Genomic DNA, 13,760 nt, shown 5'->3' with positions numbered 1-13,760 from the left:
CTTACCGCCTCACCACGCCAAAGGGCGCGTTTGACTGGTCCAGCCCGTCCGTGCCCAGGATCATGTCGCCTATGCCGGGATCGATCCCAGCCGTCCCCGCGCCGGGCAGAGGCGGCATCTCGTCCGCCTTCACCGGCCCCACCAGCCTGGGCGTCGCGACGATGACCAGCTCCTGTTTTTCCTTCTGGTTCTGCTGCCGCTTGAAGAAAGCGCCGAGCACCGGAATATCGCCCAGAAAAGGGGTGCGCTCCTTCGTCACCGTCTGGCTGGAATAGCTCAGCCCCGCGATCACGAAGCTCTGCCCGCTGCCCAGCTCCACCGTCGTTTCCGCCGACCGCCGCCGCAGTCCCGGCACGACATAGCCCTGCAACTGTACGCCATTATTATAGTCGAGTTCGCTGACTTCCGGAGCGATCTTCAGGACGATATGGTCCTTCGACAGCACGAAGGGCGTGACGGACAACCGCACGCCGAACTCCTTATATTGGATGGAAAGCGTGTTCCCCGATCCGGAAACCTGCGGCACCGGCACGGGAAATTCGCCGCCTGCGAGGAAACTCGCCTGCTCGCCGGATCGCACCAGCAGGGTCGGCTGCGCCAGCAATTGCGACAGGCCGTTGGAGGAGAGCGCGCTCAACACCGCGCCGATGCCGCGATTGGGCGCGGAGAGGAACAGGTTGAAGGCGTTCTGGATCGGCGCGCTGGCTTCCAGTGAAAGGCCATCGGGATTGAACGAGGCGCTCGCCAGACTGCTGGGCGAAACGATCGCCCCCTGAATATCGCCACTCAATTTGGAAAAGTTGAACCCTAGCGCCTTGAGCGTCGTCGCGGAGACTGCCGCGAATTGGACATCGACCGCCACGACCTGCTCGCCTGCTCGGACGACAGGCGCACTGGCTGCTGCGTTTGCCGCCACCTGAACCGGCTCCCGCGCAATCAGCCCGCCGTCACCGCCATAGACGCTGACGGTCGCATCGCCCTCGCCAATCGCCGTCAGCCGCAGCGACCGGGCCGAAGGCGCGGCGATGGACAGCACGCCCTCCCGATCTACTTCGATCCGTCCGATGGCGCGGGGGTAGGAAAGGGTACGCTGCTCCTTCACATGCAGCGTCGTTTGCGCGGCTGCGCCTATCGGCCAGCCCAGCGCGATCAGGCTGGCTGTCAGCGCGGAAATCCCTGTCTTCCTCAACGGCCGGCACTCCCGGAATAGATGGTTTCGCGGCGGTCGCCCACGACAAGCTCGATGGCATGCGGCATGGAACGGGGCGCCGCGTGAGGTGCAGGCGCTGTCATGATGCGCGGAGCGGCGGGTGCCACACCCGGCTCAGGCCCGGCAGAGGCGGCCACCGCCACGGCGACCTGCGCGCTATCGGCCGGATTGCGCAGCGACAGCGTCAAGGCGCCGGTGCTTTTCGCAAGGGAAAGGGTTGACACCTGCTCCGGCGTCAGCGCCAACGTCACTGTCCGCGCAGGCGGGGGAGGGGAGGACAGCGCCCCATCCACTCCCGAAGGCTGCTGCGTGCCGACGACGACCTCGCCCACCGCCAGCACCTGCACCATCTGGAGCAAAGCCTGTGCCCGGCTGCGCCCGGAACCCCGCGCCCCGCTGATCGCGTCGGCGCCGGGATAGACCACCTGCACGTCCACCCGATCGCCTGGCCGGACCAGCCCGGCCACGGCGATCTCCGCCGTCGTGTCGATGCTGACGGCGCGCATCCCCATGGGCACGCGAATGGCGAGCTTGCTCTCCATCCCCACCGCGTCGCGGGCGACGAGCGCCCGCATGGGAATGTCCCGCGTCGCAACCTTGCCCACCACTTCGGCGGAGGTCGCCGCATAAGGAAAGCGCGCAGGATCACCCGCCGCATTGCGGATCATCGTGGCCGTGATCGTCTCGCCGGTCCGGATCGCCCGCGCCGCCTGCACCAGCACGACGGCAGGCACGGCGATCTTCGCTGGCGCGGCGCTGCCCTGCACCGTCGCGGCGGAGGCCTTGCGCAATTCCCGGACGCCCAACGCCAGAAAAGCCGAAGTGGCGGTCAGCCCGACGGCGATCGTCAGCTTGGCCTTCAAACCCAAACGCATTGCTTTCCCCCATGAGCGTATTGCGTGAACGCAAAACGCTTCAGCCGGGGGAATTCATAGCCTTTGGGCGATTGTCACGGCATGAAAGAAGCAACCGGAACGGCGCAAAGTCCTGAATCGCGGGAATGGCAGCTTTATAGAGAGGCGACGGGCGTTTCGCTCATCCCAACCCACGCAAAATCCATTCAGAGCGAGCGCAATTGATCCGAAACGGTTCCGATTGCTTTCAGGATGAAGGACCAAGCCTCTGCGTTGTAAGCTAATACAGGGGATCCTCAAGCATCCACCGAAATCACTCCGCGCCTTATCTGATCCAGCTCGATACTTTCGAACAAGGCCTGGAAATTGCCGTTGCCGAAGCCCTCATTCCCCTTGCGCTGGATGATCTCGAAGAAAATCGGCCCGAACATATTCTCGGTGAAGATTTGCAGCAAAATCCCCTCGCCATTTTCCACCGAACCGTCGATCAATATCCGGTTCTTTTTCAGCCGTTCCAAGTCCTCGCCATGCCCCGGCACCCGCTTGTCGACCAGTTCATAATAAGTCTCGATCGTATCCTGAAGCCGCACGCCACGCGCCCGCAACTTTTCCACCGTCTCGTAGATATTGTCGGTGGTGAGCGCGAGATGCTGAATCCCCTCGCCATGATATTGGCGGATGAATTCCTCGATCTGGCTCTTGTCGTCCTGGCTTTCGTTCAGCGGAATGCGAATGGCCCGGTCCGGCGCGATCATCGCCTGACTGAACAGACCGGTCGCCTGCCCCTTGATATCGAAATATTTCTGTTCCTCGAAACCGAAGAGCGTCCGGTAGAACTGGCTCCACACCCGCATCTGCCCGCGCCGGACATTGTGGGTCAAATGGTCGAGCATATCCAAGCCGACATTATTCTTCGCCTCTGCCTCGCGCCAGCCGGGAAACTCCGCCCAGTCGGCGTACAGATCTTCCCCATCCCTGATGAAATAAAGATAGGAACCGCCAATGCCCTGGATGACGGTATCATCCTCATCCGTCGGTTTCGCGCCATGCTCCAGCGCCCAGGCCATCGCCGCTTCGGGATCGGCGACGCGAAAGGCCATGGCGCTCGCGGACGGCCCATGCTCGCCCCGGAAAGCCGCCACCCGCCCGGCATCGTCGCGGTTCAGCATCATGTTGATACGACCCTGCTTGTAACGCGTGATATTCTTGGTCGGATGCCGATGGCTGGCCACGAAGCCCAATTGTTCGAACTGCCGCCCCATGGCTTCGGGATCGGGTGAGGTGAATTCGACGAACTCGAAACCGTTAAGGCCCAGCGGATTGATGTTGTCAGCCATGAAGGCGATCCTCTCGATTATGATAGATAGGGTGCGAGGCCCGCGACAAAGGCAGGAATATTGTCCAGCGTCAGCCCCGCAATATTGATGCGGCCATTGCCCGCCATATAGATGCCACGCTCCCGGCGGAGCGCCTCCACCGCATCCGGCCCCAGCGGCAACAGCGCGAACATGCCCCGCTGGTTCCCGATCGCCGCCAGCCGCTCGTGACTCGCCGCCAATGCCATGCGCAGTCCATTGATCCGCGCCCGCATCGCGTCCAGCTCCGCCGCCCAATCGGCCCGCAAGGCCGCATTCTCCAACACCAGCCGCACCACCGCCGCGCCATGATCGGGCGGCATCGACCAGATCGACCGCGCCAACGCCAGCACATTGCCGCGCACCAGATCGCTCGCATCCGATTGCACCCACAGCGCGCCCACACGTTCCCGATACAGCCCGAAATTCTTGTCGCAGCTATAGGCGATCACGGCCTCGGGCAGCGCGCCGAGCAGTCCGCGCATCGCCGCCGCATCCGCCGCCAGCCCATCGCCCAGCCCCTGATAGGCAAGGTCGATGAAAGGCAACAAGCCCCGACTCTCGCACAGCCGCCCGATCTCCTGCCACTGCTCCGCAGTAAAATCCGCGCCTGTCGGATTATGGCAGCAGCCATGCAGCAACAGCACGTCGCCCGCTCGCGCCTGCGCCAAATCCTCGATCATCGCCTCGAAATCGATCTCGGCGCTTGCCACGTCAAAGAAGCGATGCGTCTGGATAGCCAGCCCTGAATCCCGGAAGATCGGCGCATGATTGGGCCAGGTCGGCGTCCCGATCCACACCGCCGCCCCTGGACGGCTGCGCGCAATCAGCTCAGCGCCCAGCCGCAGCGCGCCGGTTCCGCCAGGCGTCTGCACCCCGACCAGCCGATCCGCCCCTGTCCCGAAAGCGACCCCTGCCAGCAACTCCACAAAGCGCAGGTCGCCCTCCGCACCCAGATAGGATTTCGTCTCCTGATCGCGCAGCAGCATCGCCTCAGCCGCCTTGACGGCGCGCATCACCGGCGTCCGTCCCAGATCGTCGCGGAACATGCCCACGCCCAGGTCTATCTTCCCAGGCTGCGGATCCGCCCGGTACATCCCGATCAGCCCCAGCAGCCCATCGGCGGGTTGCACCGCCAGCCCGTCGAAAAAGGAGCGTTCTTCCACCAGTTCCCGCGTCAGCATGTCATCTTCGCTCGCGCATAGTCCTGCGTGCCGCGATGGTAGACGCGATCTTCGGGCAACACCGCATCGGGCGCCAGGTCGTTCTCGCCCTCCAGCTCGCGATAAATGGGACCGAAGTCCACATCCGATGTTTTCGTCAGCAAATCCTCGAAACTGTCGATGACGAAATAGCTCTGCTGATAGTCGTCGATGCGATATTCCGTCCGCATCAGCCGCTTGAGATCAAAGCCGATCCGATTGGGCGAGGCGTCGTCCAGCGCGAAGACGGACTCTCCATAGGAGGAGACGATGCCTGCACCATAAAGCTGCATCCGGCCTTCGCGCCGCATCAGCCCGAACTCCACCGTATACCAGTAAAGCCGCGCCAGATGATCGATCGCCCCCATATGGTCGGCGCGCAAACCGCCTTCGCCATAGGCCTGCATATAGTCCGCAAAGGCCGGGTTGGTCAGCAAAGGCACATGGCCGAAGACATCGTGAAAGACATCCGGCTCCTGCAAATAATCGATCTGCGCCGGCTTGCGGATAAAGCGCCCGGCGACGAAACGCCGATTGGCCAAATGTTCGAAAAACACCCGATCCGGCACCAGCCCCGGCACCGCCACCACCTGCCATCCGGTGCGCCGCATCAGCCGCTCCGACAGTTCGGCAAAGTCGGGAATGCCGGGCCGCGTCATCCGCAGAATGTCCAGCCCTTCGAGGAATTCCGGCACGACCCGCCCTGGCAGCATCGCCGCTTGGCGCTCGAACAGCCGGTCCCACATCGCATGCTCGTCAGGCGTATAGGCAGCCCAGTCCTGCGGAACCGTCCAGTCCGCAGCCGCGCCGTCAGGAAATGCCAGTTCAGCCTGTGCCATGGGAAGCCTTATCGCACGCCCCAGGGGAAAATGGGTTTCATTTTCGCGCAAATCACGCAGTCCAATGAAACAGGATCGTCACTTTAGCTGATAATATGAAACAATCTCATCCTAAAATACCCGGCAAGTCCAACTCCTTCTCCCGAGCGCAATCCCGCGCAATTTCATAACCCGCATCCGCATGCCGCATCACCCCGGTCGCCGGATCGTTCCACAATACCCGTGCCAAGCGCCTGGCCGCCGCCTCTGTTCCATCCGCGACGATCACCATCCCCGCATGCTGCGAATAGCCCATGCCGACCCCCCCGCCATGATGCAGCGACACCCAGGTCGCGCCCGAAGCGGTGTTCAGCAACGCATTGAGTAGCGGCCAGTCGGAAACGGCATCGCTGCCGTCCTTCATCGCCTCCGTCTCCCGATTGGGCGAAGCGACCGAGCCGGAGTCCAGATGATCGCGCCCGATCACCACCGGCGCCTTCAACTCGCCCTTCGCCACCATCTCGTTGAAGGCCAGCCCCAGCCGATGCCGGTCCCCCAATCCCACCCAGCAAATCCGCGCCGGCAGCCCCTGAAAGTGAATCCGCTCCCGCGCCATATCCAGCCAATGATGGAGAGGTGCGTCCTCGGGCAGCAATAACTTCACCTTGGCATCGGTGCGATAAATATCCTCCGGATCGCCCGACAGCGCCACCCAGCGAAACGGCCCGATCCCCCGACAGAACAGCGGCCGGATATAGGCCGGCACGAACCCCGGAAAATCAAAGGCGTTCTCGACCCCCTCATCCTTCGCCATCTGGCGGATATTATTGCCATAATCGGTGGTCGGCACGCCCGCCGCCTGAAAATCCAGCATCGAGCGCACATGCGCCGCCATGCTCGCCTTCGCGGCCTTTGCCACTGCTTCCGGCTCCCGCTCCCGCCGCTCGATCCACTCCGCGACGGTCCACCCGATCGGCAGATAGCCATTCACCGGATCATGCGCGCTGGTCTGGTCGGTCAAAAGATCAGGCCGCACTCCGCGCCGATAGAGTTCCGGCAGAACCTCCGCTGCATTGCCCAACAGCCCCACCGATACCGGCTTCCGTTCCGCGCAACTCTTCTTAATGATCTCCAAGGCTTCCTCGATCGAAGAAGCCGCCGCGTCGAGATAGCCCGTCCGCAACCGCATCTCGATCCGGCTCGGCTGGCATTCCACGGCCAGACAGGAAGCCCCCGCCATCACCGCCGCGAGAGGCTGCGCGCCGCCCATGCCTCCCAGACCGGCGGTCAGCAGCCACTTGCCCGAAAGGTCGCCGCCATGATGCTGCCGCCCCATCTCGACGAAGGTTTCGTATGTTCCCTGCACGATCCCCTGCGTGCCGATATAAATCCAAGACCCTGCCGTCATCTGCCCGTACATGGCGAGGCCGCGCTTATCGAGCTCGTTGAAATGCTCCCAATTCGCCCAATGCGGCACCAGATTGCTGTTCGCGATCAACACGCGAGGCGCATCCACATGCGTGCGAAACACCCCCACAGGCTTCCCCGACTGCACCAATAAAGTCTGATCGTCGTCCAGCCGCTTCAGCGTCTCGACGATCCGGTCATAACTCTCCCAGTCGCGCGCCGCCCGCCCGATGCCGCCATAGACGACCAGCTCCTCGGGCCGCTCCGCCACATCGGGGTGGAGATTGTTCATCAGCATCCGCAACGGCGCCTCGGTTAGCCAGCTTTTAGCGCTCAGCGTCGTGCCTGTGGCAGGCCGGATGATGCGGCTGTTATCGATACGGGTCATCAGGCTTCCTCATATGCTATTGGGCATTCAGCCGTGAGCTTCCGCAAAACGGATGCAGCGGCGCAAAATCTTGGTCAGAACGGCACGCATCGGCGCGGCGCGCTCAGGGTCGAAAACCGGCGGCCAATCGCCCGCTTCATCCAGATACCCCCGCATCGCCAGCTCCATCTGGATTGCATGCACGCCCTTGTCCGGTTCGCCATAGTTGCGCGTCGTCCACCCACCCTTGAAGCGCCCGTTCAGCACATGGCTCTGCCCGTTCGCCGCGCAAATCTCCTGCACGGCGGCTGAGAGAACGGGCGAACAACTCACCCCGCCAAAAGTACCGATATTGAACAGCGGCAATTTGCCCTCGAACAGCCGGGGCACATGGCTTCGGATCGAATGCGCATCATAGAGCACCACCCGCTCATGCCGGACCCTCAAGCGCGCAATCTCCCCGGCCAGCGCCGTATGATAGGGCACGAACCAGCCTTGGGTCCGCCGGGCGACCTCCGTCTCATCAGGCACGGCCCCCGCATAAAGCGGCTCCCCATCGAAAGTCGTCGTCGGGCACAATTCCGTCGTAGCCTGCCCCGGATAGAGCGAAGCCCCGGACGGGTCACGGTTCACATCGACAACGCTCCGCGAAACCGCCGTCCGCACGACCGTCGCGTCCAGATCGCGGGCAAAGGCGTAAAGCCGATCCACCCACCAATCCGCATCCCACAGCGCCAGTTCGGGCGAACGGAAATCCGCCTCCACATCGGCCAGGTCGGTCCCGCTATGGGGCAGGGCGACGATCAAGGGCGCCTCGCCAGGAGTGACTTCCAGCCAGCTCATCCCACCACGCCCGGCAGAGCCAGCCCTGCCGCCTCGATCACCGCGCCGGAGCGCACCAGATGATTGGCGATCTCCATATCCGGATGGAAATGCCGATCCTCCTCCAGATGCGGCACCTCGGCGCGCAGCCGCGCCCGCACAGCCTCCAACGCGTCGGAAGAGGTCAAGGGTGCATGGAAATCGCAACCCTGCGCCGCCGCCAGATATTCGATGCCGATCACGCCTTCGGCATTCTCCACCATCTCCGCCAATCGCCGCGCCCCATGCGCCGCCATCGACACATGATCCTCCTGATTGGCGGAGGTCGGGATGGAATCCACGCTTGCCGGAAAGGCCCGTTGCTTGTTTTCGGAAACCAGAGCCGCCGCCGTCACCTGCGGGATCATGAAGCCGCTGTTCAGCCCCGGCCGGGGCGTCAGAAAGGCGGGCAGTCCCGACAAGGCCGGATCGACCAGCATCGCGATCCGCCGCTCGGCTATGGACCCGATCTCGCACACCGCCATGGCGATCATGTCGGCGGCAAAGGCCACCGGCTCCGCATGGAAATTGCCGCCCGACAAAGCCTCATCCGTCTCCGCGAAGATCAGCGGATTGTCGGATACCCCATTGGCCTCCGTCTCTAGCATCGCGGCGGCGGACCGCAACACGTCCAGCGCCGCGCCCATCACTTGCGGCTGGCAGCGCAGGCAATAGGGGTCCTGCACCCGCGGATCGTCCGCCCGATGCGAAGCCCGGATAGCCGACCCCGCCATCAACGCGGCCAGGGCTTCCCCTACCGCGATCTGCCCCGCATGCCGCCGCAGCCGATGGATGCGCGGATCGAACGGCGCATCGGTTCCCTTGGCCGCCTCGGTCGACAAAGCCCCGGTGACAAGCGCGGTCCGGAACAACCGATCCGCGCCGAATAGCCCGGCGAGGGCATTGGCGGTAGAAAATTGCGTCCCGTTGAGCAGCGCCAACCCCTCTTTCGGTCCCAACTCCAGCGGCGCCAGTCCAGCCCGCGCCAAAGCCTCCGCAGCAGGCAAACGCTTGCCCTCGACCCAAATCTCCCCCACCCCGATCATCGCGGCGGTCATATGCGCCAGCGGGGCCAGATCGCCGCTCGCTCCCACCGATCCCTGGGCCGGCACAACCGGCGTCAGCCCCCGCGCCAGCATCGTCTCCAGCAAGGCCACGGTCTGCGGCCTGATCCCGGAAGCCCCCTGCGCCAGGCTCGCCAGCTTCAACGCCATCATCAGCCGCACCACCGGCACAGGCGAGGGGAGGCCGGTCCCGGCCGCATGACTGAGCACGATATTGCGTTGAAGCGCTGCCAGATCCTCATCCCCGATCTTCACGCTCGCCAGCTTCCCGAAGCCGGTATTGATCCCGTAGACCGGCTCATGCCGCGCCAATATGCGTTCGACCGCCGCTGCCCCCGCCGCGATCCGGGGCGCGGATGCCGGGTCCAGCCCGACTGCCGCGCCCTCATGGATCGCCCGCCATTGCCCCAGCGAAACCTCGCCCGGAATGAGCATCATCGTCCTCTCCAGATACGGGCATGGAGCGGATTATACCCCATGCGATACACCAGCTCGGCAGGCCGCTCGATGTCCCAGATCGCGAGATCGCAGCTCTTGCCGACCTCCACAGTCCCGACGCGATCGAGCAACCCCAAGGCCCGCGCCGCCTCCCGCGTCACCCCGGCCAGACATTCCCCGACGGTCAGCCGGAACAGGGTCGCCCCCATGTTCATCGCCAGCAGCAAAGATGTCAGCGGCGAAGTCCCCGGATTGCAGTCGGTCGCCAGCGCCATATGCACCCCCGCCCGCCGCAGCGCGTCAACCGGCGGCGCCTTGCTATCGCGCATGAAGTAGAAGGCTCCCGGCAACAGCACCGCCACCGTTCCGGCCCGCGCCATGGCGGCCACGCCCGCCTCGTCCAGATGTTCCAGATGATCCGCCGACAAGGCGCCATGCCGGGCGGCCAGTTCCGCGCCATGCAGGTTGGACAATTGCTCCGCATGCAACTTCACCGGCAAGCCAAGCTGTCGCGCCGCCGCAAACAACCGCCCGATCTGCGCGGGCGAAAAGCCGATCCCCTCGCAAAAGCCATCCACCGCATCGGCCAGCGGCGCCACCGCCGGCAAGACCCGCTCGATCAGCAGATCGACATAGCCCTCCGCATTCCCGGCAAATTCCGGCGGAATCGCATGCGCGCCCAGAAAAGTCGTAGCGACCGACACCGGCCGTGCTTCCCCCAGCCTCCGCGCCGCTCGCAGCATCTTCGCTTCATTCTCAAGGTCCAGCCCATAGCCCGACTTCACCTCGACCGTGGTGACGCCTTCGGCCATCAGCGCGTCCAGCCGGGGCAGGGCGCTCGCCACCAGCGCATCCTCGCTCGCTTCCCGCGTGGCCTGCATGGTGGAGACAATCCCGCCCCCCGCCCGCGCAATCTCCTCATAGCTGGCTCCAGCGAGCCGCATCTCGAACTCAGCCGCCCGGTCGCCGCCATGCACCAGATGGGTGTGGCAATCGATCAGCCCCGGCGTGATCCACCGTCCGGCGCAGTCGATGATTTCCACCGCGTCCGGCGCATCCCCGGCAGGTCCGACATAGCAGATCAGACCCCCGCGCACGCCCACCGCGCCGTCCTCGATCACCGGCACGCCAGCCCGCATGGTCGCGATCCGCGCATGGGTCCAGACTCTATCGCAGGGAGGGGGCATCGTCATTTCCACTGGCATCGACTCAATAATGTATATACTTAAATGCAGGCAATCACCATTGTCCAGAGAAGGAAGAGAATGGCGCTCTGGTTTGAACAGGCCTTGCTCCCCGAAGGCTGGCGCAGCGGCGTCCGCATCACCCTGAGCGGCGGCCAGATCGCGACCATCACCCCCGACACCAGCCCCGGACCTGAAGATGAGCGCCACGGCCCCGCCTTCGCAGGCCTGCCCAATGTCCACAGCCACGCCTTTCAGCGCGCCATGGCGGGCCTCACCGAAAGGGCGGGGGAGGGCAAAGACAGCTTCTGGACCTGGCGCGAGGCTATGTACCGCTTCGTCGACCGCCTCGATCCCGAGGGTCTGCATGCCATCGCCGCGCTGGCCTATGCCGAAATGCTGGAAAGCGGCTTCACCAGCGTCGGGGAGTTTCACTATCTCCACCACGACCCTAGCGGCGTCCCTTATGCCAACCCCGCCGCCATGGCCGAAGCAATTGCGGAAGCCGCCCAGGAGACGGGCATGGCGCTGACTCTGCTCCCGGTCTTCTACGCTCATTCCGATTTCGGCGGCGCGCCCCCGACGACAAGCCAACGCCGCTTCCTCCACAGCCGGGATAGTTTTTCCCGCCTGATGGAAGCCCTCAAGCTCCTCGACGCGACATTGGGCGTAGCGCCCCACAGCCTCCGCGCCGTCACGCCCGAAGAACTGGCCGACGTCACAATCCTCGCGCCGGAAGGTCCCATCCACATCCACATCGCTGAACAGATGCGGGAGGTCGAAGCCTGCCTCGCCTGGAGCGGCCAACGCCCGGTCGAATGGCTGATGAGCCACGCAGAGGTCGACCGCCGCTGGTGCCTCGTCCATGCCACCCACATCACCGACAGCGAACTTGGCGCCATCGCGAAAAACGGCGCCACCGTCGGCCTATGCCCCATCACCGAAGCCAATCTGGGCGACGGCCTGTTCCCTGCCCAAGCCTTCCTCGCCCAGGGCGGCCGGATCGGCATAGGCTCCGATTCCAACGTCGAAATCGATGCCGCCGCCGAACTGCGCCTTCTGGAATATGGCCAGCGCCTGATCCATCAGGGCCGTAACCTGCTCGCCTCCGCGGCAGGCCGATCCACCGGCGCCAGTCTCTACCATCATGCCCAAAATGGCGCTCAGGCGCTGGGCCACCTCCCCACAGCCCTCACCCCCGGCGCCCGCGCCGACATCGTGACCCTCCGCCGCGATCACCCGTCCACCGCAGCTCGTTCAGGCGATCCTCTGCTCGATAGCTGGATCTTCGCCCGCGCCGACATCGATAGCGTCTGGTGCGCCGGCAAGAAGCGGGTTAGCGCGGGCGTCCACCACGCCCGCCCCGCCATAGAGGCGCGCTACACCCAATTGCTCAAGGCCTTGCTCGATTGACCCGTCCCCAGACAGACGCGCTCCACAGCCGCATCCGCCGCGACATAGAAGGCCGCATCATGTCGGGGCAATGGCGTCCCGGCCACCGCATCCCCTATGAGCATGAGTGGATGGATGCCTATGGCTGCTCCCGCATGACGGTGAACAAGGCGCTGCGCTCACTGGTGCAATCGGGCCTGCTCGAAAGCCGCAAGCGCGCGGGCACCTTCGTCGCCGCCCCCCGCTTCCACCGCGCCGCACTCGAAATCCCGGACATCCGCGCCGAAGTCGAGGGGCAGGGCCTAGCCTACCGCCTCGACCTTCTGAGCTGCGAGCGGCGCAAGGCGACTGCGGACGACAAGACGCTGCTGCGCATCGCGGACGGCGAATTGCTGGCGATCGAATGCCGCCATTTCGCAGAAGACCTGCCCTATGCCCTCGAACAGCGGCTGATCAACCTTGCCGCCGTCCCCGAAGCGGCGGAGGTGGATTTCTCCACCGAACCTCCCGGCTCCTGGCTGCTCGCCCATGTTCCCTGGACCGAAGCCGAACATCGCATCACCGCCATCACCGCCGACAAAGCGACGGCGGGAAGCCTCCAGTCCCCGGAAAACGCCGCCTGCCTGGCGCTGGAGCGCTGGACATGGCGTGCCGAGGAACGCATCACCTACGCCCGCATGCTCTACCCCGGCGATCGCTACGCGCTGACCGCCCACTTCCACGCCGGACTCTCAATCAGCGCTTCCCCCGGAAAGCCCATCGCATCGTCCCGGCCAAGGCAAAAGCCCCTACCCGAACCAAGGGCCATGCCATGACCGGCACCGAAAACCCATGCATCCGCCGCGCCCATCCCGGCAGCAAGGCCACGGAAGCCTGCATCATCATCGCCTGCGCCGGAGCCAACGCGATCGAAGGCGCAGGCTGGTGCAACACTCTCCGCGCCACTTCCCGCGTCCGCTCCGTCACCGCCAGCTCGTCCCGAAAGCGCGCCATCAACACCACCGCCTGCGCCCGGCTTTCCGGCACCGGGTCAGCCCCCAAGGCTCGCGCCACCAGGGCGGTCTCCGCAAAATAGCGGTCCTGCTCGGCCAGCGTCATGAACGGCTCTCCATAAGCGATCCACGCATCCAGAAAGCTCATCGCCTCGCAAATATGCACCCAGGCGAGCAACCAGGGATCATTCGCCGCATAAGCCGCGCCGCCGTCCAAAGTCCCCCGCACATGCTCATGCACCTGCCGCACGCGCGCGATCGCCGCTTCCGCCTCCGCCCGTTCGGCATAGGTGGTCACCGCGATGAACCGCGCCGTCCGCTGCAGCCGCCCCAGCATATCGTCGCGGAAACTGCTATGATCCCAAATTCCCGCCAGCGCGGCGGGATGCAGCATCTGCATCAGCAAGGCGCTCACCCCGCCGATCATCATGCTGGTGACATCGCCATGCACCCGCCGGATCACCGAGCCGGGCGGATATAGCGCCAGATCCGAAGCCTTGACCGGCTTCTCTCCCTTTGCGCTGTCATGGAACACACCCCGCACCTGCCCCACCAGCAGGCGCCGCAGCATGTGCGAGGGACGTTCGATCACCTGATCCTCCTCATGAAGGCATGG

Annotated in this window: 12 protein-coding genes; 2 read left to right on the top strand and 10 right to left on the bottom strand. The window is 64.6% G+C overall.

Annotated features, from left to right (window positions below):
- Position 1: 1 nt before the first annotated feature.
- From VVT58_RS18235 to hutI, 9 genes are all read right to left on the bottom strand, one after another.
- Positions 2-1,189: a pilus assembly protein N-terminal domain-containing protein gene (locus VVT58_RS18235; protein WP_327752355.1), complete on the bottom strand. Its 1,188-nt coding sequence runs from the start codon at positions 1,187-1,189 to the stop codon at positions 2-4.
- On the bottom strand, positions 1,186-2,085 hold the full coding sequence (gene cpaB, locus VVT58_RS18230; RefSeq protein ID WP_327752354.1) for a Flp pilus assembly protein CpaB: 900 nt from the start codon (positions 2,083-2,085) through the stop codon (positions 1,186-1,188). The genes VVT58_RS18235 and cpaB overlap by 4 nt, the downstream gene beginning before the upstream one ends.
- A gap of 275 nt (positions 2,086-2,360) precedes the next feature.
- Positions 2,361-3,401 carry a 4-hydroxyphenylpyruvate dioxygenase gene (gene hppD / locus VVT58_RS18225; protein ID WP_066562171.1) on the bottom strand — a complete coding sequence of 347 codons (1,041 nt, stop codon included), beginning with the start codon at positions 3,399-3,401 and terminating at the stop codon, positions 2,361-2,363.
- A gap of 17 nt (positions 3,402-3,418) precedes the next feature.
- Positions 3,419-4,603, bottom strand: coding sequence for an aromatic amino acid transaminase (locus VVT58_RS18220; protein ID WP_327752352.1), 1,185 nt, complete (start codon positions 4,601-4,603; stop codon positions 3,419-3,421).
- On the bottom strand, positions 4,597-5,460 hold the full coding sequence (phhA, locus tag VVT58_RS18215; RefSeq protein WP_327752351.1) for a phenylalanine 4-monooxygenase: 864 nt from the start codon (positions 5,458-5,460) through the stop codon (positions 4,597-4,599). The genes VVT58_RS18220 and phhA overlap by 7 nt, the downstream gene beginning before the upstream one ends.
- A 106-nt stretch (positions 5,461-5,566) precedes the next feature.
- Positions 5,567-7,234 (bottom strand): urocanate hydratase, encoded by a 1,668-nt coding sequence (gene hutU / locus VVT58_RS18210; protein ID WP_327752350.1) that lies wholly within the window; start codon positions 7,232-7,234, stop codon positions 5,567-5,569.
- 27 nt (positions 7,235-7,261) lie between these two features.
- A complete protein-coding gene (gene hutG, locus VVT58_RS18205) occupies positions 7,262-8,056 on the bottom strand; it encodes an N-formylglutamate deformylase (protein WP_327752349.1) in 795 nt (264 codons plus the stop codon).
- Complete coding sequence (gene hutH / locus VVT58_RS18200; protein WP_327752348.1) at positions 8,053-9,576, bottom strand: histidine ammonia-lyase; 1,524 nt, start codon at positions 9,574-9,576, stop codon at positions 8,053-8,055. Before hutH ends, hutG begins: the two co-directional genes overlap by 4 nt.
- Positions 9,573-10,763, bottom strand: coding sequence for an imidazolonepropionase (gene hutI / locus VVT58_RS18195; RefSeq protein WP_405053754.1), 1,191 nt, complete (start codon positions 10,761-10,763; stop codon positions 9,573-9,575). The genes hutH and hutI overlap by 4 nt, the downstream gene beginning before the upstream one ends.
- Positions 10,764-10,841: 78 nt before the next feature.
- Between hutI and VVT58_RS18190 the strand changes: the two genes are divergently transcribed.
- Together VVT58_RS18190 and hutC are read left to right on the top strand one after the other, a co-directional pair.
- Positions 10,842-12,173: a formimidoylglutamate deiminase gene (locus VVT58_RS18190; protein ID WP_327752345.1), complete on the top strand. Its 1,332-nt coding sequence runs from the start codon at positions 10,842-10,844 to the stop codon at positions 12,171-12,173.
- Entirely contained in the window at positions 12,170-12,967 is a 798-nt protein-coding gene (gene hutC, locus VVT58_RS18185; RefSeq protein WP_327752344.1) for a histidine utilization repressor, read from the top strand. Before VVT58_RS18190 ends, hutC begins: the two co-directional genes overlap by 4 nt.
- On the opposite strand, the gene VVT58_RS18180 is transcribed toward hutC, so the two are convergent.
- Entirely contained in the window at positions 12,888-13,733 is an 846-nt protein-coding gene (locus VVT58_RS18180; protein ID WP_327752411.1) for an oxygenase MpaB family protein, read from the bottom strand. The genes hutC and VVT58_RS18180 overlap by 80 nt on opposite strands.
- Positions 13,734-13,760: the final 27 nt, after the last annotated feature.

This window comes from Sphingobium sp. SJ10-10, assembly GCF_036038995.2.
Taxonomy (GTDB): domain Bacteria; phylum Pseudomonadota; class Alphaproteobacteria; order Sphingomonadales; family Sphingomonadaceae; genus Sphingobium.
Note: the sequence above shows the minus strand (reverse complement) of the source record. Positions and strands in the feature narration are given on the sequence as shown.

Excerpts from the sequence above, each read along its gene's own strand:
- cpaB (WP_327752354.1), bottom strand. The coding sequence starts at position 2,085 with ATGCGTTTGGGTTTGAAGGCCAAGCTGACGATCGCCGTCGGGCTGACC.
- hppD (WP_066562171.1), bottom strand. The coding sequence starts at position 3,401 with ATGGCTGACAACATCAATCCGCTGGGCCTTAACGGTTTCGAGTTCGTC.
- VVT58_RS18220 (WP_327752352.1), bottom strand. The coding sequence starts at position 4,603 with ATGCTGACGCGGGAACTGGTGGAAGAACGCTCCTTTTTCGACGGGCTG.
- phhA (WP_327752351.1), bottom strand. The coding sequence starts at position 5,460 with ATGGCACAGGCTGAACTGGCATTTCCTGACGGCGCGGCTGCGGACTGG.
- hutU (WP_327752350.1), bottom strand. The coding sequence starts at position 7,234 with ATGACCCGTATCGATAACAGCCGCATCATCCGGCCTGCCACAGGCACG.
- hutG (WP_327752349.1), bottom strand. The coding sequence starts at position 8,056 with ATGAGCTGGCTGGAAGTCACTCCTGGCGAGGCGCCCTTGATCGTCGCC.
- hutH (WP_327752348.1), bottom strand. The coding sequence starts at position 9,576 with ATGATGCTCATTCCGGGCGAGGTTTCGCTGGGGCAATGGCGGGCGATC.
- hutI (WP_405053754.1), bottom strand. The coding sequence starts at position 10,763 with ATGCCCCCTCCCTGCGATAGAGTCTGGACCCATGCGCGGATCGCGACC.
- VVT58_RS18190 (WP_327752345.1), top strand. The coding sequence starts at position 10,842 with ATGGCGCTCTGGTTTGAACAGGCCTTGCTCCCCGAAGGCTGGCGCAGC.